Source organism: Thalassobius vesicularis, assembly GCF_004799325.1.
In the GTDB taxonomy this organism is placed as follows: Bacteria; Pseudomonadota; Alphaproteobacteria; order Rhodobacterales; family Rhodobacteraceae; genus Thalassobius; species Thalassobius vesicularis.
The window spans coordinates 318755-335659 of record NZ_SSMD01000002.1; the positions used below are offsets into that span (position 1 = coordinate 318755).

The following is a 16905-nucleotide window of genomic DNA, read 5'->3' on the forward strand; positions in this document are numbered from 1 at the left end:
CGGGCGCGGCGCTTGCCACTGGCCCGCGCAAACCGTACAAGACGCGCAGGAAAACAGCCGCAGGACTGGCATGACACCGCAGACGCAAAACGACTCTTCGGCCCATCTGCTGGGCTGGCTGTGGCGAAAATACCTGCGCAAGCATCTGGGCCTGCTGATCGGCTCGCTGGTGTTCATGGCGCTCGAAGGCTCGATGCTGGGCGCGCTCAGCTACATGATGCGCCCGATGTTCGACCAGATCTTTGTCGAGGGGCAGCACGGCGCGATCTGGCTGGTCGGCGGCGCGATCCTGGGCATCTTCGTGATCCGCGCGGGGGCATCCGTCGGGCAAAAGGCGCTGCTGGCGCTGATCTCGCAACGCTCGGCCGCCGATATGCGGACCGAACTGCTGGACCACCTGATGGAGCAGGACAGCTCCTTTCACCAGACCCATCCGCCGGGGTTCCTGATCCAGCGCGTGCAATCGGATGTCGAGGCCGTGGGCCAGGTCTGGAACGCCATCATCACCGGCGCGGGGCGCGATCTGGTGTCCCTGGTGATCCTGATGGGCGTCGCCCTGTCGGTCGATTGGCAATGGACGCTGGTCGCCTGCATCGGCACGCCGATCATGGTGCTGCCCTCGGCCGTCGTGCAGAAATTCGTCCGCCGCCGCGCGCGTGAGGCGCGCGATGCCGGGGCCAAGCTCTCGACCCGTCTGGACGAGGTGTTCCACGGCATCATCCCGGTGAAACTCAACCGGTTGGAGCAATACCAGTCGAACCGTTACCGCACCCTGACCAACGATCTGGTCCGCGCCGATGTGCGCGCCAAGCTGGGCGCTGCGGCCATCCCCGGCCTGATCGACGTGATGGCGGGCTTCGGCTTTCTGGGTGTTCTGGTCTTTGGCGGCTCGGAAATCATCGCCGGTGAAAAGACCATTGGCGAGTTCATGTCCTTCTTCACCGCCATCGGTTTCGCGTTTGAACCGCTGCGCCGTCTGGGGGCCGTGTCCGGCGTCTGGCAGAACGCCGCCGCCGCGATCGAACGCATCAAGGAACTGCTGGACACCCAGCCCACCCTGCAATCCCCGGCCCTGCCCAAGCCCGCCCCCAAGGGCACGCCCGAGGTCCGGCTGGAGAACGTCCACCTGTCCTACGGCGACACCAAGGTGCTGAACGGCGCCACGCTGGTCGCCCCTGCCGGCAAGACCACCGCACTGGTCGGCGCGTCCGGCGCGGGTAAATCCACGGTGTTCAACCTGCTAACCCGGCTTGTCGATCCTCAACTTGGAAAGGTGCTAATCGGCGGGACAGAGGCCAAAGACTTGTCTATTCCAGACCTTCGCGGGCTTTTCTCGGTCGTCTCGCAAGACGCCGCCTTGTTCGACGAAACCCTGCGCGAAAACATCCTGCTGGGCCGCTCGGACGTGTCGATTGACCGTCTGAACTCGGTACTGAAGGCCGCGCATGTGCAGGACTTCCTGCCCAAGCTGTCGCAGGCGCTGGACACGCCGGTAGGCCCGCGCGGCTCGGCCCTTTCGGGTGGGCAGCGCCAGCGCGTCGCCATCGCCCGCGCCCTGCTGCGCAACACGCCAATCCTGCTGTTGGACGAAGCGACCAGCGCGCTGGACGCCCAATCCGAACAGGTCGTGCAAGAGGCGCTGGATCAACTGGCCCGCGGCCGCACCACGCTGGTCATCGCGCACCGGCTGTCCACCGTGCGCAACGCCGACAAGATCGTGGTGATGGACAAGGGCCGCGTCGTCGACGAAGGCACCCATGACGAGCTGCTGGCCCGTGGCGGCATCTACGCCGAGCTGCACGCCCTGCAGTTCAGGACCGACGGTCCGACCGCCGATAGTCTTGCGCTAGCCGCTCAGGGTCAGCGCCAGCAAGGTAGCGGGCAAGGGTCCACAGGTTCCGACAGCCCCGACGGCACCAACCTTCTGTCTCGTATCGCTCGGCGCTGGTTCGGGCGATAACCGGCAGCGCGTGCAACTGGCCCCGCAAGGCCCGCGCCAGCGCCACATCCTCCATCAACGGCTGATCCGGCACCCCGCCGATCGCCTCCAGCTGCGCCCGGCTGATCAGCAACCCCTGATCGCCGTAGGGCAGCCCGAACCACCGCGCCCGCAGATTGGCCCATCCAGCCACAAAGCGCCCCGCCAAAGCGGATGAGGCAAACGCCAGCCGGAAATACGCCGCGCCCTGCCCCTGCATGTGCGCGATCACCGCGTCCGTCCAGCCCGGCGCCAATTGCGTATCGGCATGGAGCAACAGCAGCCATTCGCCCTGCGCCACCTCGGCCCCGCGCCGCAGCTGCCCTCCGCGTGACGCCGGCCCCGTCACGACAACCGCGCCCACCTCCTCGGCGATCTGCACCGTCGCATCCGAAGACCCGCCATCGCTGATCACCAGCTCGCGGATCAGCCCGGCCTCCAGCCCCTCCATCAGGGCGGCCAGACAGCCCGGCAGCGCCCGTTCCGCGTTCAAAACCGGTATCACCACGCTCAACGCCGCCCGCATCCGCTCATCCCCTGTTGTCCTTCGCCGCCAAGCCTATATTAAACTCACGCGCAGGACGGGAGAGTGAAATGACCAGAAAAATCATCCGCATCAGCGGGCCGGACACGCAGCACTTCCTCCAGGGGCTGGTGACCAACGACGTCAAGCGCCTGAAAGACGGCCCCGTCTACGCCGCGCTGCTGACGCCGCAGGGCAAATACCTGGCCGATTTCCTGCTGATCCCGCAGGATCAGGACGTGCTGCTGGACATCGACGCCACGCTGGCCCCCGCGATCCTGCCGCGCCTGACCATGTACAAGCTGCGCGCCCAGGTCACGCTGACTGACACCGACCTTCAGGTCCGACGCGGCACCGGGGACACCCCGCAAGGCGCGGTGACGGATCCCCGCCACCCTGCGCTTGGCTGGCGCCTGTACGGCGCGGAATCCGGCGATGACGGCACCGATTTCGATGCTATCCGCGTCGCCCATTGCATCCCCGAAACCGGGATCGAGCTGACGCCCGACACCTATATCCTGGAGGCCGGGTTCGAGCGTCTGCACGGCGTCGATTTCCGCAAGGGCTGCTATGTCGGGCAAGAGGTGACCGCCCGCATGAAGCACAAGACCGAGCTGCGCAAGGGCCTGACCACCGTCGCCATCGACGGCACCGCCCCGATCGGCACGCCGATCCTGTCCGGCGACAAAGAGGCCGGCACCCTGTTCACCCAATCGGGCGGCCGGGCCATCGCCTATCTGCGGTTCGACCGCGCCGAGGGCCCTCTGACCGCCGCCGGCGTCCCTGTCAGCTGGACGCCCTAACCAGCGCGCGCCACGACCGAGGCGCGCCGCCACGCCTCCATCCGGGCCATGTATTCGTATTCCTTCTGCGCGGGCGACTTGCGCACCAGTTCCTCGACCACGTCCAGTTCATGCGGCAGCACCAGCGCCGCCACCGGCTGCGAGCCGCGCGTGATCAGATAACGCCGCTGCGCATAGCGCACGCTGTTCAGCACATCGGCCAGATTGGTGCGCAGATAGCTGCTGGGCAGCACCCCGTTTTCCAGCATGGAATCCCCTTTTCGAATCGTACGGTTTTGCCCCGAAACCCTACGTTCAAACGGGTTAACCAAACCCCAACGCCGCCGCCGCGCTGTAAATCGTTAACGCCGCGCGGTGCCCCCCAGACAGCAAAAAGCCGGGCAATTGCCCGGCTCCCCGCTCGACCTCCTCCCAGAGATCAGACCTGAAAATCAGGCGCGTTCCGAATATTCCATCGTCTCGGTGTTGACGACGATATCTTCGTCCTGGCCGATGAACGGCGGCACCATCACGCGCACGCCGTTGTCCAGAACCGCCGGTTTGAACGAGTTGGCGGCCGTCTGGCCCTTCACGACCGGCTCGGTCTCGACGATCTTGCAGACAACTTTCTGCGGCAGGGTCGCGTTCAGCGCCTCGGTGTCGTGGTATTCGATGACGACGGTCATGCCGTCCTGCAGGAACGGGCGGCGTTCGCCCAGGATGTCTGCGGGCAGCTCGACCTGTTCGTAGGTTTCGGTGTCCATGAACACCAGCATCCCGTCGGTTTCGTACAGGAATTGCTGGTCTTTTTGCTCCAGGCGGACGCGCTCGACCTTGTCGGCGCTGCGGAAGCGTTCGTTCAGCTTGCGGCCGTCGCGCAGGTTCTTCAGCTCGACCTGAGCGAATGCGCCGCCCTTGCCGGGCTTCACATGGTCCACTTTCACGGCGGCCCACAGACCACCTTCATGCTCCAGCACGTTGCCGGGGCGGATTTCGTTACCGTTGATCTTGGGCATATTGGCAAAACCTTGCGCAAAGGTTGATCGGAATTTGACCGTTCCTATATCTTGTGTCGGTCACCGGTGCAAGACGACGAGACTTGGGGCGAATTTTCGACAAGATATGCGCTTTTTGCATGGGAGCCATGCAAATGCAGCCTATCCGAATCGCAACTTATCCGTCATAAGGAGCGCCACGCCCGAAAAACGCAAGAGCAATAACGAAGGACGAATCATGAAAGATTTCGTTGACGGCACGGCCTTCAATAACGAGCAAGGCAACCGTGCACGTAAACTCTTTGCAGCCGTTGTGTTGGCTGCGCTCGACGATGCCATCGCCGACGACAAGAAATATGGCAACGGTCCCGAGCAAATCGCCCGCTGGGCCCGCTCGCGCGATGGTCGTGAGGTGCTGACTTGCGCCGGCATCGACCCGAACGAACGCGTTGTGAAGGGTCTGATGGAATTCGTGTCCAAAGGGATTCGTACCTCGGTCGCGCTGTCGCGTGAAGAGAGTGAACGCCGCAACGCTGCACAGCACGCCGAGGCCGCATAAGGCCTCTGGCATCTTATTACGAAAAACGCGCCCCCAGTCGGGGCGCGTTTTCTTTTGCCCTTCCCCCCTTTGATCCCACAGCATAGACCCGATGCGATCTGGCATTCGGAGGAAGCAATGGCGCGCGCGATCATGATCCAGGGGGCTGGCTCGAACGTCGGCAAATCCATGTTCGTGGCCGGGCTGGCACGCGCGCTGGTGCGGCGCGGCCTGTCGGTGCGACCGTTCAAGCCGCAAAACATGTCGAATAACGCCGCGATCACCTCGGACGGGGGTGAAATCGGCCGCGCTCAGGCGTTGCAGGCCCGGGCGGCTGGTGTGGAGCCGCACACGGACATGAACCCGGTTCTGCTGAAACCCGAGACCAACACCGGCGCGCAGGTCATCGTGCAGGGCCGCCGGTTCGGCACCCAGCTGGCACGCGATTTCGGGCAAAAGAAGCCGTCGCTGATGCCCTATGTGCTGGAGAGTTTTCAGCGCCTGTGCACCCAGGCCGACATCGTTCTGATCGAGGGCGCAGGCAGCCCCGCCGAGGTCAACCTGCGCAAGGGCGACATCGCAAACATGGGCTTTGCCGAGGCCGCGGATGTGCCCGTGGTGCTGCTGGGCGACATTGATCGGGGCGGCGTCATTGCGCAGATCGTTGGAACGCAGACCGTGCTGGACGCCCCCGATGCCGCGCGCATTTGTGCCTTTGCGATCAACAAGTTCCGGGGCGATGTGAGCCTGTTTGACGACGGCCTGCAGTTCACGGTCGAGCGGACCGGCTGGCCCACTTTGGGTGTTCTGCCGTGGTTCAACGAGGCGTGGAAACTGCCCGCCGAGGATGTGATGGACATCTCCTCAGCCGGGTCCGGTAATCTGAAAATCGCGGTTCCGCACCTGTCGCGCATCTCGAATTTCGATGATCTGGACCCGCTGTCGGCCGAGCCGGGCGTCAGCGTTCAGATCGTGCCGCCCGGGCACCCCCTGCCCGCCGACGCGGCGCTGGTGCTGCTGCCGGGGTCGAAATCCACGATTGCCGATCTGGAATTCTTTCGCGCACAGGGTTGGGATATCGACCTTCAGGCACATGTCCGGCGCGGCGGTCATGTGCTGGGCATTTGCGGCGGGTATCAGATGCTGGGCCGCGAAATTCACGACCCCGATGGGCTGGAAGGGCCCGCTGGCAGCGTCGCCGGGCTGGGATTGCTGGATGTTACAACCGTGATGAAACCGCAAAAGCGGCTGGCGTTGACACAAGCGACCTATTTGCCCAGCGGGGATCTGGTAGACGGCTACGAAATCCACCTGGGGCATACTGACGGTCCCGATTGCCAGCGCGCCTGGCTACAGGTTCAGGATCAGCCGCATGGTGCCGCGTCCGCGAATGGCCGGGTGCGTGGGTGCTATCTGCACGGCCTGTTCAGCGCGGACGGGTTCCGCCGCGCGTTTCTGGCGGAATTGGGGCTGGAAAGCAGGCTCAGCTATGATGCGTCCGTCGAGGACACGCTGGACGCTCTCGCCGACCATATGGAGGCGCATCTGGACATCGATCTGCTGCTGAGTCTGGCGCGCGAGCCGCGTTATTCCAGTCCCTGACTGGTCAGAGCGCGCATGATTTCACGACGCACAAGATTGCGGACGTTGCGGGTGATCCGCTCGCCCAGAGCACCCTGCAATTCCTGCCGCACGACTTCGGCAACCAAAGCCCGCAGCATCTGTTCGTCTACGACGAAATCGGCAGGAAAATCAACGCCTTCGTCTGCCGCATCGTCGTCAAAATCCGGGGTGGCACAGGTCTCCTCGGCCTGATCCAGCGGCGCGGGTTCGTAGTCGTCCGCGGCGAAATCCGTCTCGACCTCGGGCTCTTCGATGGCCACGACCTCAACCTCGTCGACGGCAGGCGCCTCGGCAAAGGCGACGACGGTATCCTCGGCGACCTGTTCCTCGGCCATCTCGACGAAGCCAGCCTCGTCCGTGTCCTCGAGCTCTGCGGAGATCGCCTCCGGCTCCCAATGCAGGCGGCGCACGAAGCCACCGGCATTGGCGCTGCCTTCCTCGCCGTCGTGTTCCCACTGGCCGCCGGACTCGGTGATGACCGCTTCGAGTTCGGCAATCCTGGCTTCGAGGTTGCGCCGGCCGGTGTCGTCCAGCGACAGGCCCGCCATCTCGTATGCCTCAACCAGTTCAGGCTGCGGCAGATCGGCACTGGTTTCATCCTCGGGGGTGTCAGGCGACGCCTCGCCCGAGCGGATTTCCTCGGGGCGTGCGGACTCCATGACGCGCAATGCGGGCGTCAGGACCAGACGGCCAGATGGTTCAGCCACAGGCGCAGGTACCGATTGCCGTGCGTCCTCGGACACAAGGCGGCGAATGGACGAAAGGACGTCCTCGATATCTGCGTTGGTAACTGGATTCGACATGCCTATACCCGTTCAGCCTCGGGGGAAGTGTACCCCCGAGTGCCGGTTCGCTCAACCGATGAGGAAATTTTTATTTTTTACCCATGCCTTGCAGCACACGGTCCAGCTGGCGGCCCTGCTTGCTGAGCATCGACGGGGCGTATTTGACCTGATCGTAATAGGCCGACGCATCGTAGCGCTGAACGTTCAGCTTCAGGTGCTCGGTCGTCAGCAGGCCCATGGTTTGCAGCAGTTTGTAGGCGGCCACGTATTCGCTGTTGCGGGCGGCGATCAGGCTGGCCTGAGCGTCCAGCAGTTCCTGTTCGGCGTTCAGCACGTCCAGCGTGGTGCGCGCGCCCAGGGTCGCCTCTTCGCGGACACCGCGGAAGGCCACGGTCGCGGCGCGGACCTGTTGGTCGAACGCGTTGCGCGCCGCACCGGCAACTTTCAGGTTCGAGAACGCAGTGCCGACCTCGCGCTCCACGCTTTGCGTGGTGACCAGCAGGTTGGCACGGGCGGCCTCGTTATTGGCGATCGACTGACGCAGCAGCGCGGCGACCTTGCCACCGGCATAAATCGGGCCGCTGATGTCCAGACCGATCGAGCCGGCATGGGTGAAGTTCGCGCTGTCGAAGACGTTCTTCTCGCTATACCCGGCGCTGAGGCTGATGGTCGGCTTCAACGCGGCGCGGGTGATCTGCACCGCCAGCTCGGCGGCAGCGGCCTCGTGCTGGGCCTGCTTCACGTCGGGATGGGTGCGCACGGCGATCAGCTTGGCTTCGTCCATCGACTTGGCCGTTGCGGGAACCGCCGGCGGAGGCGTCAGCGATCCGGGATTGGCGCCAACGGCAGCCTTATAATACTCACGCGCGGTGACCAGATCGCCCTGAGCCTGCGCGAAGGCGCTTTGCGCAGCGGCAAGGCGGGCCTCGGCCTGCGCGACGTCGGTGCGGGTCACTTCGCCCACATCGAAACGGTCCTTGGCGGCGCGCAGCTCTTCGGTAATGACGCGGACGTTGTTCTGACGCAGAGCAACGGTTTCCGAGGCGCTGCGGACGCTCATATAGGCGTCAACGGCTTGCAGCAGGATGTTCTGTTCAACCCCGATCAGCGCCTCGCGGGTGGCCAGAACGGCCTCGCGCTTTGCATCAATGGTCAGGACGGATTTACCGCCATCCCAGAGCAGCAGTTCAGCCCCGATGCCCAGCGTGGCCGAGCGGGTTTCCGACGTTTGCGCCGGCAGGAACAGCGAAGTCCGCGCGCGCGACTTGACGTAATCAATGCTGCCGGTCCAGCCCACGACAGGGCGCAGCGCGGCCACGGCCACGGCGACATCCTCGTCCGCGGCACGCAGGACGGCGCGGTACTGGTTCAGCAGCCCGCTGTTGTTGTAGGCCGAGGCCAGCGCGTCCGCCAGGTTTTCAGCATTTGCCAGAACCGGCGCCGTAACCGCCATAACCATCGCCAGACCACCAGCCATCAGGCGCGCTCGAATCCCCATTTTCCGCATGTCATGCTCCTGCTCGCCCCCTCTGGGGCTATTGTTCTTTCACTCAAACCAAAACCGCGCCCGGGGGTCCAACGGGCGCGGCCTAATTATGTTAGCCTTACAGGGTAAACGCCCGGTGGCGTTCGAACCCCGGCAAGACCGGTGCGCCCGCGTTGAAAGCAAAGCGCCAGTTCATCTCTCCGTCGATCTTGTAGCCGACCCGGACGACACCCAGTTCACCCTCGGCGAACAGGGCAGCGATGCGCCCGCCTTCCTTGAGCTGCGCCAGGATCTCTTCGGGCATACGCTCGACCGCACCTTGCAGAACGATCACGTCATAGGGGCCATGCGCGGCTGCACCTGCGGTCAGCGCGCCAGTGTGCTGGATCACGTTATCGGCACCAGCCCGCGACAACGCGGTTTGCGCTTCTTCGGCTAGGGTTTCGTCTTCTTCAACGGCGACCACCGCAGCGGCCATCTTGGCGATCACGGCCGACGAGTAGCCAAGCCCGCAAGCGATATCCAAGACCAGCTCGTCCGGGGTAATGTCCAGCGCGTCCAGCATCTTGGCCAGGGTGCGCGGCTCCAGCACGACACGGTTGCCGCCCAGGCTGACATTGTCGCCCACATAGGCGGCCTGAACCTTGTCGGCAGGCACGAAGTCCTCACGCGGGACGGACAGCATGGCGTCAATGATCGGAAACTTGGTCACATCCGAAGGACGGATCTGAGTGTCTACCATCATGGTGCGGCGGGCGGCGTAGTCGGTCATGTGCTAAACTCGTTCGTTCAGAATCTTAACGTCAGTTGTGTCATATTCCGTCGCTGGCAGCAACGCCAATGAACCCTGCCGCAAACGTCAAATCGCCGCTCCCTGCCCTATCGCCGTCGATCGGTCGAACCGCCCCCTAGCGACCTGCCCGACCTCAGATCGACCTCGGTCACCGCCGGACAGAAAATCTCAGCGCACACGATGTCGGAACAGCAATCCACTTAAGCACCATTAATCCAATCACTTGCAGCAAATTTGGCCAAAATCCACCAAACATGCTAATAATTTAAGCAGAAAGTCAAAAACTGGGAGGAAGCACTTTGTCACGTTCACTATTTTTCTAATAACAGCCATTATAGGCTTATTGTTTGGCCTGCTGATGATGGTCGCACCGCATATTCAGGCAACCAACGTCGGCTTTGAACCATCCGCGCAGTTGTCCGTCTTTGTTCGCGCCTATGGCGCAGCCATTTTGGCGGCAACCGTGCTCAACTACCTTGTTAGAAACGAACCGGACTCCGTTGCGCTTAAGGCGGCGCTTTGGAGCAACGTCACCTTGCACCTGTTGATCACGGCATTGCATGTCCATGTGGTGGCAACCGGCGTAGTGGCGCTAGGGGCCGTCATCCCTGGTCAAGTCGCCAACTTTTTCATCCTGTTCGGATCTCTGTACTTTATTCGGCGAATGGCTGCCTGAGTGCGTCAAGAACGACAAATTTAGAATGGAACAAGCGGGCTAAACGACCCGCCTGTTCTTGCTTTCGTCGTCCCGTGCGGCTTCAGGCAGAACACTCAACGCAAGAGCACTAGGGCTCTCTTTGACTGCCACCTACATAAAAAAGTGAGACAAAGGAGAAGCCACCCTTGGTTCAGGCCTAGACATCCACACGCGATCCCATTATGTCGGCGTCGTAGGCAGGGAAGCACGTTTCACTTTGGCGATGGCTTTTCTGATGACCAAACAAGTACACCACGTAAGTGATTAATACGCTTACATAAGGCGAGTTGGCGGAGTGGTGACGCAGCGGATTGCAAATCCGTGCACACCGGTTCGATTCCGGTACTCGCCTCCATCATCACCTTCCCGATAGATCCTATGCAATCTTGGCCCAACCGGACCACTGATTTCATTGAGAAAATAGACTGTGTTCGATCTTCCCATACGAGATCGATTGTATCCATTCGACTTGTGCGGGTATCGAATGCGGGTATCTTCGCAATTGAGCTACCCCCCGAAATTCGGACACTGACGTAGGCTACGAATTGCTATTTGCTGATCTTCGACGAGTAGGCGATCAGAGATGTCGAAACGGAAGCAGCATTCGCCGGAGTTCAAGGCGAAGGTGGCGCTTGAGGCGCTGAAGGGTGAGCAGACGGTGGCCGATCTGGCGAGCCGGTTCGGGGTCCATCCGACGATGATCCACACTTGGAAGCGGGCGTTGCTGGAAGGTGCGTCTGGCGTGTTCGAGCGCGGCGACAGGAAAGCCTCCGAGATCGACGAAGAGCAGGCAAGAGAGCTGCACGCCAAGATCGGGGAGCTGGCCGTGGCCAACGATTTTTTGTCCAGAAAGCTCAAACCGTGGACCGGCACATGAGTCGGAAGATGGTTGAGCCCACCAATCCCGACCTGTCGATCGGAAAACAGTGCAAGCTGCTGTCGATCTCGCGGTCGTCGTTCCACTACCAGCCCAAGGGCGAGACGGCGATGAATTCGATGCTGATGCGCCAGATCGACGAGCAGTTCCTGGAGACGCCGTTCTTCGGCGTGCGGCAGATGACCTGGCCTTATCTGCTGCGTGGTCTGCGTGTGACCCGGCCCAATCAGGTCTGGGCCGCCGACATCACCTATCTGCCGATGCGAAGGGGCTTCCTGTATCTGGTGGCAATCATGGATTGGCACACCCGCAAGGTGCTGGCCTGGTGGATATCGAACACGCTGGAGACTGACTTCTGTGTAGACGCGCTGTATGAGGCCATCCACCGCTTCGGCCCGCCCGAGATCATGAACACGGATCAGGGATCGCAGTTCACGTCCTTCGCCTGGGCCGACTGCCTGCGCCGATCCGGCGTGCGCATCTCGATGGACGGCAAAGGCCGGTTCCTCGACAACATCTTCGTGGAACGGCTCTGGCGGAGCCTGAAATACGAAGTCATCTCGGAAGGATGGCAAATAGGGGGCTGATTGCAACGCTTACTAACAAAGAAAACCGTAAGCATCTTTTTTTGCTATGAAAAATGGTGCCCGGGGGCGGAATCGAACCACCGACACGAGGATTTTCAATCCACTGCTCTACCCCTGAGCTACCCGGGCACGGGAGAACGACTTGCGTTCGGGTGGAGGCGTTCTAGGCGAGACACGGAAGGGTGTCCAGAGGGATTTGACAATTTTCGGCAAAAAAATCGCGGCGTAGAAAATCCGTTTGCGCGCAAGGCATCTCGCCACCGGGCGGGCAGCAAAAAACACCGAAAATCAGCCGATTAGGGCATTAGTGCGGCTTGCGTTGCGCCTCGTCCAATGCCTCAGCGACTTTCTCGATATCCTCGGGATCGTGGGACGGGATGGCGTAGTCACCGCCCAGCCATTTCGCCAGGTCCACATCCGCGCAGCGCTGCGAACAGAAGGGGCGAAACTTGGCATCGGTCGGCTTTTGGCAGATCGGGCAGCTCATGCCAGCAGCTCGCTCAGCGGTAGGCGGTCGCGCTTGCGTTGCAGCTCGAACGCGCCCAGGGGGGTCCAGCCGGCCAGGATGGTTTCGATCGGATCGGCGCGGAAGGCGGCCTTGAGCGACAGCTCGAACGCGCGACGGTCCTTCTTGGGCATCGGGGCCAGGTCCATGACAATCTGCCCGCCCAGACCGCGCAGACGCAGCTGACGCGGCAGGTCGCGCGCGGCGGCGATGTTGGCCTTCAGCGCGGCGGCTGGGGTGGTGTCACGGCCGGTGTTCACGTCGACGGCAACCAGCGCCCGAGTCGGCTCGACATACATCGAGGCGCCACCCGTCAGCGTCACCAGCGGCGATTGCAGCGCGTCGATGCGCTCCAGCACGCCGTGAGTTTCGAAGCCGCCAGCTTCGGTGATCACCTCAGCCGGTTCGGTCCACTCGCGCCAGGCGGTGTCGTGGGGACTGTCCCCCTCGGTCAGTTTTTCGATGTCGCCCTCGGTATCGCCAGCCACGGCGGCGGCCAGATCCAGCATCTGGGCGATGTCGTCGCCAATGTCCGCAGGATCAGCGGTGGCACAAGAGGAGCGCAGGATCAGACCGGTCTCCTCATCGCCCTCGAACACGGCGCGGGCCAAGCCCGTCAGCTCGTCACGCAGGTCATCGTCCTTGATCTGGCGACTGATGTTCAGCCCCGGCGCACCCGGCGTCACGATCGCATAGCGGCTTTTGAACAGCAGGCGGGTGGTGACGGGGATGGCCTTGCCCGCCTCGGCATAGCCCGAGACCTGCACCAGCAGCTTGTCGCCCGGCGCGATCCCCTTCACCTGACGCAAAAAGGCCGAGCCATCGGGGGTGTTCACGAACAAGCCCCCCTGCCCCTTCATCGGACGCTCGGCCACGGCGCGATAAATCGCCCCCAGGCGCGGCTGATCGCTGTCGATCAGCAGATCCTCCAGCCGGCCATCGACCAGCAGGGCCGCAGCCTCGCGTCCGTGGATGTGATCCAGAATAATCTGACGGCCTTTCATGCCTGCCTCCAAACCGGGTAACCCGCCGCCTGCAACAGCTGAGCGGTTTCGGCAACCGGCAAGCCCACCACTGCGGTGAACGAGCCCTGAATCCACGGGATCAGCGCCCCTGCGGGCCCCTGAATGCCATATCCGCCTGCCTTGCCTTGCCAATCGTTGGTGGCCAGGTAGGCGTTCAACTCTTCGTCGGACAGGCGTTTCATCTTGACGTCGGTGACAACGTCGCGCTCCCACACGCGGTCGCCCCGTCGCACGGCCACGGCGGTGATCACCTTGTGGCGCCGCCCCGACATGGCCAGCAGGAATTGCGCGGCCTCGCCGGCATTCGCGGGCTTGCCCATGATGCGGCGCCCCAGCGCCACGGTGGTATCTGCACACAGCACGACATCCCCGGCATCAGCCTGCACCGCCATCACCTTTTCACGCGCCATACGGGCGCAATAAGGGCGCGGAAGCTCTTGTTTATGCGGGGTTTCGTCAATATCGGGCGGGCGGATGTCATCCGCCACAACCCCGATCTGCGCCAGCAATTCCTTGCGGCGCGGGCTGCCTGATCCCAGGATCAGACGCACTTACTTGAAGCGATAGTTGATCCGACCCTTGGTCAGATCGTAGGGGGTCATTTCGACCTGAACCCGATCGCCGGCCAGAACACGGATGCGGTTCTTACGCATCTTGCCTGCCGTATGTGCGATGATCGTATGGCCGTTTTCCAGCTCGACCAGGAATGTCGCATTCGGCAGGAGTTCCTTCACGACACCGGGGAATTCGAGCAGTTCTTCCTTGGCCATGGTCTCTCCTGAGTACTAATCCCGCCCCAAATTGCGGGACGCGCGTTAGATGGGCGCATTTTGCCGGATTTTCAAGGGAAATCTCTACCTCAGGACAACCGGACGCGGGGGAACGGCCCGCGGCGACTGTTCCTGCCAATGGGTCATGTTCAAAACGTGACCATCCGCGCGAACGGCCCGCACCGCCTTCGGGTCGACCTCGGCATAGGTCCAGCCAGCCACGCCCAGCTGCCCCTCGGCGATCACACCCGTCGCCGGAAAGCCCATGTCGGGCGGGCCGAACACGCCCCCCATCCCGGTGTTTTCCTCGACCGCGAAAATCTCGGGCCGCTTCCCCACAAGCGAGGCCATGGCACACACGCACTGCCCTTCCAACGCACGGGCCATCGCACCGATGCGGACGCGCCAATAGCCCTCCAGCGCCTCTGTACAGGACGGCACCAGGATCACCTCGACCCCGGCCTCGACCAGGGTGCGCCCCAGCAGGGGAAACTCGCTGTCATAACAGATCAGCACGCCGATCTTGCCCAGGGCGGTCTCGAAAACCTTCAGCGCCCCGCCCCCCGACACGCCCCAATCGTCGCGCTCGAACCGGGTCATGATTTGCTTGTCCTGATGGTCCACCCCGCCATCCGGCCCAAAGAACGGCGCGCGGTTCACCACCACGCCCCCCTCGGGCACCGGGGCCGACCCGCCCAGGATGTACACCCCGAACTCGCGTGCCAGCCCGGCCAGCACGGCATTCGACCGCTCCACCCGCTCGGACACCGCCGAGATCGAGCCCTTCAGATCCGCCGCCACCTCTGCCCCGGCAAGCGAGGCCAACTCCATTGCGCCATATTCCGGAAACACCAGCAGATTGGCCCCCTGACCAGCCGCCTCGGACACCCAGCCACGCAATTTGGCCTCGTAATCCGCCCAGGTTTCAAACCAATCCAACGGGTATGCAGCAGTCGCAATCTTCATTTTAGCCATTTCTTTCTGATCCAAAATACTCTCGCCGAAGGCGTTCCGACGTCACAAGGTGCGAATCCAGAATTGCAGGGGCTTGGGCGTCTCCGCCGCCTCCCCGACATCCTTCCATTTGAACTGTGCCACCGCTCCGGCCAGGGGATGGTAGCCCCGTTTGCGCCAGAATGCATCCAGCGGACGGTAGGTTTCTGGCCGGGCCGGGTGATCCGCCGGACGCAGCACCCCGCAAAAGGCGGATTTGGCCTTGCCCAGCTTGCGGGCATGCGCCTCGCGGAAATCGAAAAACCGATGGCCGATCCCGTGGCCCCGATAGTCGGGCAGCAGTACCGATTCCGCGCAGTAGAAGATGCGCGACAGATCCTCGCCCGTGCCGTCAAAGGCCGAGCCGAAATCGCTGGCGTGATCCTCCATCGGCGTCCCCGTCGCCGCGCCGATCAGACGCCCGTCGTCAAACGCCCCAACCACGATTGCCCGGTCATTGCCGCGATAGCTGGACATGTAGCCGCGCTCGTAATCCAGATCGCCGTCATAGAGATACGGCCAGTCCCGGAACACGGTGATCCGCAGCTGCGCGACGTCATCCAGGGCCTCGTCCAGCGCGGCACCTGTCAGGGCGCGCACCTCGATCATGCCGAAACCTGCGCGATCCAGTCCGCCAAGTTGTAGTAGGTGACCACGCGGGTGATCTTGCCATCCCGGAGCGAGAAGAACGAGCCCGCTGGCAAGCGGTAGGTCTGGCCATGCGCCTCGGGCAGGCCGGGATCGGTGGCCAGATAAGTGCCGTTCACGATGAACTCGGCCGCGGCACGGGTGCCGCCTTCGGCCTCGAAGATCACCATGTCGGTCAGGTGTTCCTTGTAGCTGCGGTTCATGTGGGCGCAGAACTCGGCAAATGCGTCCTTGCCGACGCGCACCTTGCCCTCGTTCACGTGGTGGGCCACGTCATCGGCCAAACAGGCCAGCATCCCGTCCAGATCGCCCGCGTTGAAGGCGTCGAAATAGCGTTGGATCACCTGCATCACATCCCCTTCGGAGCGCCCCAGCGGGCCGTCAGATTGGCGACGATCTGGTCGCGCGCCTTGCGGTAGGCCACCAGCTTGGCCTCGCGGTTTTCCCCGGTCGAGGTCGGATCGAAGATCGGCCAATATTCCACGTCCAGATGGAAAATCCGGGTCAGCTGGGTCGCCATCTCTCGGCTGGTGGGCGACAGCGCGATGATCAGATCGAACGAGGACAGCGCGTCGCCCCATTCCTCCAGCTGCTCAAAGCTGCGGGCGCGGTGGCGCGACAGCTCGACCCCCAGCTCATGGCAGACGGCAATCGCGAATCCGTCGATTTCCAGATCGCCCATGACACCGACCGACTGCACATAGGTGCCGGTGCCGTAGAATTTCTTCATGATCCCCTCGGCCATAGGCGAGCGGACCGCGTTGTGATCGCAACAGAACAATACCGACTGGGGCAGAGGTTCAACCAAGGACTCAGGCTCCGAAATGCAACACACAGATCAGGGTGAACAGACGCCGGGCCGTGTCCGTATCCACCTCGGCCTTGCCCTCCAGACGTTCCTGAAGGATGCGGGCGCCTTCATTGTGGATGCCCCGGCGCGCCATGTCGATGGTTTCGATCTGGCTGGGCGGCAGGTTTTTCACGGCGTCGAAATAGCTTTCGCAGATCGACCAGTAGTCTTTGACGACCTGACGGAAGGGCGACAGGCTCAGGTGGAACTCCGCCGCCTTTTCCCCCGCTTCCGAGGCGATATCGAACACCAGCCGCTTCTCCTTGATCGACAGGCCCACGTGGTAGGGGCCTTCGGGGACGACGCGATCGTCACGCTTGGGCAGGTCGAACGAGTTCTCCTCCAGCAGGTCGAACATCGCGACTTTGCGCTCCTGCTCGATCTCGGGCGTCGGCGGAGGGAGGTTGCTGTCGTCCAGCTCGATATGGGTAATCCGGGACATGGGGGTCG

Annotated in this window: 20 protein-coding genes, 2 tRNA genes and 2 pseudogenes; 8 read left to right on the plus strand and 16 right to left on the minus strand. The window is 62.9% G+C overall.

Going from position 1 to position 16905, the window contains the following annotated elements:
- Window positions 1–70 precede the first annotated feature (70 nt).
- A complete protein-coding gene (locus E7681_RS05335) occupies window positions 71–1960 on the plus strand; it encodes an ABC transporter ATP-binding protein (RefSeq protein ID WP_246032408.1) in 1890 nt (629 codons plus the stop codon).
- Here E7681_RS05335 and E7681_RS05340 read toward each other — a convergent pair.
- A pseudogene (locus E7681_RS05340) lies at window positions 1896–2504 on the minus strand (glycosyltransferase); the annotation flags it as partial. The gene E7681_RS05335 and the pseudogene E7681_RS05340 overlap by 65 nt on opposite strands.
- Before the next feature lie 68 nt (window positions 2505–2572).
- On the opposite strand from E7681_RS05340, the gene ygfZ reads away from it, so the two are divergent.
- Window positions 2573–3304 (plus strand): CAF17-like 4Fe-4S cluster assembly/insertion protein YgfZ, encoded by a 732-nt coding sequence (ygfZ, locus tag E7681_RS05345; protein WP_136338237.1) that lies wholly within the window; start codon window positions 2573–2575, stop codon window positions 3302–3304.
- On the opposite strand, the gene E7681_RS05350 is transcribed toward ygfZ, so the two are convergent.
- A complete protein-coding gene (locus E7681_RS05350) occupies window positions 3301–3552 on the minus strand; it encodes a type II toxin-antitoxin system prevent-host-death family antitoxin (RefSeq protein WP_136338238.1) in 252 nt (83 codons plus the stop codon). The two genes, ygfZ and E7681_RS05350, sit on opposite strands and share 4 nt — an antisense overlap.
- Before the next feature lie 183 nt (window positions 3553–3735).
- Entirely contained in the window at window positions 3736–4299 is a 564-nt protein-coding gene (efp, locus tag E7681_RS05355) for an elongation factor P (protein ID WP_136338239.1), read from the minus strand.
- A 217-nt stretch (window positions 4300–4516) separates the two neighbouring features.
- Here efp and E7681_RS05360 point away from each other — a divergent pair, with 217 nt between their 5' ends.
- Window positions 4517–4837, plus strand: coding sequence for a DUF6280 family protein (locus E7681_RS05360; protein WP_136338240.1), 321 nt, complete (start codon window positions 4517–4519; stop codon window positions 4835–4837).
- A 117-nt stretch (window positions 4838–4954) separates the two neighbouring features.
- Window positions 4955–6418, plus strand: a complete 1464-nt coding sequence (locus E7681_RS05365) for a cobyric acid synthase (RefSeq protein WP_136338241.1) — start codon at window positions 4955–4957, stop codon at window positions 6416–6418.
- On the opposite strand, the gene E7681_RS05370 is transcribed toward E7681_RS05365, so the two are convergent.
- The 3 genes from E7681_RS05370 to E7681_RS05380 all read right to left on the minus strand — a co-directional run bounded on the left by E7681_RS05370 (window position 6403) and on the right by E7681_RS05380 (window position 9482).
- Window positions 6403–7242, minus strand: a complete 840-nt coding sequence (locus tag E7681_RS05370; RefSeq protein ID WP_136338242.1) for a hypothetical protein — start codon at window positions 7240–7242, stop codon at window positions 6403–6405. The genes E7681_RS05365 and E7681_RS05370 overlap by 16 nt on opposite strands.
- 70 nt (window positions 7243–7312) lie before the next feature.
- Window positions 7313–8731 carry a TolC family outer membrane protein gene (locus tag E7681_RS05375; protein WP_246032409.1) on the minus strand — a complete coding sequence of 473 codons (1419 nt, stop codon included), beginning with the start codon at window positions 8729–8731 and terminating at the stop codon, window positions 7313–7315.
- Between the two features lie 97 nt (window positions 8732–8828).
- The gene (locus E7681_RS05380) at window positions 8829–9482 is read right to left on the minus strand and encodes a protein-L-isoaspartate O-methyltransferase family protein (protein WP_136338243.1); all 654 of its coding nucleotides are present in this window, start codon (window positions 9480–9482) and stop codon (window positions 8829–8831) included.
- A gap of 244 nt (window positions 9483–9726) precedes the next feature.
- Between E7681_RS05380 and E7681_RS05385 the strand changes: the two genes are divergently transcribed.
- The 4 genes and pseudogenes from E7681_RS05385 to E7681_RS05400 all read left to right on the plus strand — a co-directional run.
- Window positions 9727–10179 carry a hypothetical protein gene (locus tag E7681_RS05385; RefSeq protein WP_136338244.1) on the plus strand — a complete coding sequence of 151 codons (453 nt, stop codon included), beginning with the start codon at window positions 9727–9729 and terminating at the stop codon, window positions 10177–10179.
- Window positions 10180–10481: 302 nt separating this feature from the next.
- A tRNA-Cys gene (locus E7681_RS05390) sits at window positions 10482–10555 on the plus strand.
- 228 nt (window positions 10556–10783) lie between these two features.
- Window positions 10784–11077: a transposase gene (locus E7681_RS05395; RefSeq protein WP_136338245.1), complete on the plus strand. Its 294-nt coding sequence runs from the start codon at window positions 10784–10786 to the stop codon at window positions 11075–11077.
- Between the two features lie 89 nt (window positions 11078–11166).
- Window positions 11167–11637 (plus strand): annotated as a pseudogene (locus tag E7681_RS05400) (transposase); the annotation flags it as partial.
- Between the two features lie 81 nt (window positions 11638–11718).
- On the opposite strand, the gene E7681_RS05405 reads toward E7681_RS05400, so the two are convergent.
- From E7681_RS05405 to E7681_RS05450, 10 genes are all read right to left on the minus strand, one after another.
- Window positions 11719–11793, minus strand: a tRNA-Phe gene (locus tag E7681_RS05405).
- A gap of 175 nt (window positions 11794–11968) precedes the next feature.
- Complete coding sequence (locus E7681_RS05410) at window positions 11969–12151, minus strand: DNA gyrase inhibitor YacG (RefSeq protein WP_136338247.1); 183 nt, start codon at window positions 12149–12151, stop codon at window positions 11969–11971.
- Complete coding sequence (locus E7681_RS05415; protein WP_136338248.1) at window positions 12148–13173, minus strand: ribonuclease E/G; 1026 nt, start codon at window positions 13171–13173, stop codon at window positions 12148–12150. Before E7681_RS05415 ends, E7681_RS05410 begins: the two co-directional genes overlap by 4 nt.
- Window positions 13170–13745, minus strand: coding sequence for a Maf family protein (locus E7681_RS05420; RefSeq protein ID WP_136338249.1), 576 nt, complete (start codon window positions 13743–13745; stop codon window positions 13170–13172). The genes E7681_RS05415 and E7681_RS05420 overlap by 4 nt, the downstream gene beginning before the upstream one ends.
- Window positions 13746–13964 (minus strand): translation initiation factor IF-1, encoded by a 219-nt coding sequence (gene infA, locus E7681_RS05425; protein WP_136338250.1) that lies wholly within the window; start codon window positions 13962–13964, stop codon window positions 13746–13748. It abuts the gene before it with no gap.
- Window positions 13965–14048: 84 nt separating this feature from the next.
- Window positions 14049–14930 carry a carbon-nitrogen hydrolase family protein gene (locus E7681_RS05430; RefSeq protein ID WP_136338251.1) on the minus strand — a complete coding sequence of 294 codons (882 nt, stop codon included), beginning with the start codon at window positions 14928–14930 and terminating at the stop codon, window positions 14049–14051.
- 51 nt (window positions 14931–14981) lie between these two features.
- Window positions 14982–15566: a GNAT family N-acetyltransferase gene (locus E7681_RS05435; RefSeq protein ID WP_136338252.1), complete on the minus strand. Its 585-nt coding sequence runs from the start codon at window positions 15564–15566 to the stop codon at window positions 14982–14984.
- The gene (locus E7681_RS05440) at window positions 15563–15955 is read right to left on the minus strand and encodes a ketosteroid isomerase-related protein (RefSeq protein ID WP_425471375.1); all 393 of its coding nucleotides are present in this window, start codon (window positions 15953–15955) and stop codon (window positions 15563–15565) included. The genes E7681_RS05435 and E7681_RS05440 overlap by 4 nt, the downstream gene beginning before the upstream one ends.
- Complete coding sequence (locus tag E7681_RS05445; RefSeq protein WP_136338254.1) at window positions 15955–16413, minus strand: arsenate-mycothiol transferase ArsC; 459 nt, start codon at window positions 16411–16413, stop codon at window positions 15955–15957. The genes E7681_RS05440 and E7681_RS05445 overlap by 1 nt, the downstream gene beginning before the upstream one ends.
- A gap of 4 nt (window positions 16414–16417) precedes the next feature.
- Entirely contained in the window at window positions 16418–16897 is a 480-nt protein-coding gene (locus tag E7681_RS05450) for a UPF0262 family protein (protein ID WP_136338255.1), read from the minus strand.
- Window positions 16898–16905 lie beyond the last annotated feature (8 nt).

Excerpts from the sequence above, each read along its gene's own strand:
- E7681_RS05370 (WP_136338242.1), bottom strand. The coding sequence starts at position 7,242 with ATGTCGAATCCAGTTACCAACGCAGATATCGAGGACGTCCTTTCGTCC.
- E7681_RS05435 (WP_136338252.1), bottom strand. The coding sequence starts at position 15,566 with ATGATCGAGGTGCGCGCCCTGACAGGTGCCGCGCTGGACGAGGCCCTG.
- E7681_RS05335 (WP_246032408.1), top strand. The coding sequence starts at position 71 with ATGACACCGCAGACGCAAAACGACTCTTCGGCCCATCTGCTGGGCTGG.
- E7681_RS05450 (WP_136338255.1), bottom strand. The coding sequence starts at position 16,897 with ATGTCCCGGATTACCCATATCGAGCTGGACGACAGCAACCTCCCTCCG.
- E7681_RS05350 (WP_136338238.1), bottom strand. The coding sequence starts at position 3,552 with ATGCTGGAAAACGGGGTGCTGCCCAGCAGCTATCTGCGCACCAATCTG.
- E7681_RS05365 (WP_136338241.1), top strand. The coding sequence starts at position 4,955 with ATGGCGCGCGCGATCATGATCCAGGGGGCTGGCTCGAACGTCGGCAAA.
- E7681_RS05440 (WP_425471375.1), bottom strand. The coding sequence starts at position 15,955 with ATGCAGGTGATCCAACGCTATTTCGACGCCTTCAACGCGGGCGATCTG.
- E7681_RS05395 (WP_136338245.1), top strand. The coding sequence starts at position 10,784 with ATGTCGAAACGGAAGCAGCATTCGCCGGAGTTCAAGGCGAAGGTGGCG.
- E7681_RS05380 (WP_136338243.1), bottom strand. The coding sequence starts at position 9,482 with ATGACCGACTACGCCGCCCGCCGCACCATGATGGTAGACACTCAGATC.
- E7681_RS05375 (WP_246032409.1), bottom strand. The coding sequence starts at position 8,731 with ATGCGGAAAATGGGGATTCGAGCGCGCCTGATGGCTGGTGGTCTGGCG.
- ygfZ (WP_136338237.1), top strand. The coding sequence starts at position 2,573 with ATGACCAGAAAAATCATCCGCATCAGCGGGCCGGACACGCAGCACTTC.
- E7681_RS05410 (WP_136338247.1), bottom strand. The coding sequence starts at position 12,151 with ATGAGCTGCCCGATCTGCCAAAAGCCGACCGATGCCAAGTTTCGCCCC.
- E7681_RS05415 (WP_136338248.1), bottom strand. The coding sequence starts at position 13,173 with ATGAAAGGCCGTCAGATTATTCTGGATCACATCCACGGACGCGAGGCT.
- infA (WP_136338250.1), bottom strand. The coding sequence starts at position 13,964 with ATGGCCAAGGAAGAACTGCTCGAATTCCCCGGTGTCGTGAAGGAACTC.
- efp (WP_136338239.1), bottom strand. The coding sequence starts at position 4,299 with ATGCCCAAGATCAACGGTAACGAAATCCGCCCCGGCAACGTGCTGGAG.
- E7681_RS05360 (WP_136338240.1), top strand. The coding sequence starts at position 4,517 with ATGAAAGATTTCGTTGACGGCACGGCCTTCAATAACGAGCAAGGCAAC.
- E7681_RS05430 (WP_136338251.1), bottom strand. The coding sequence starts at position 14,930 with ATGAAGATTGCGACTGCTGCATACCCGTTGGATTGGTTTGAAACCTGG.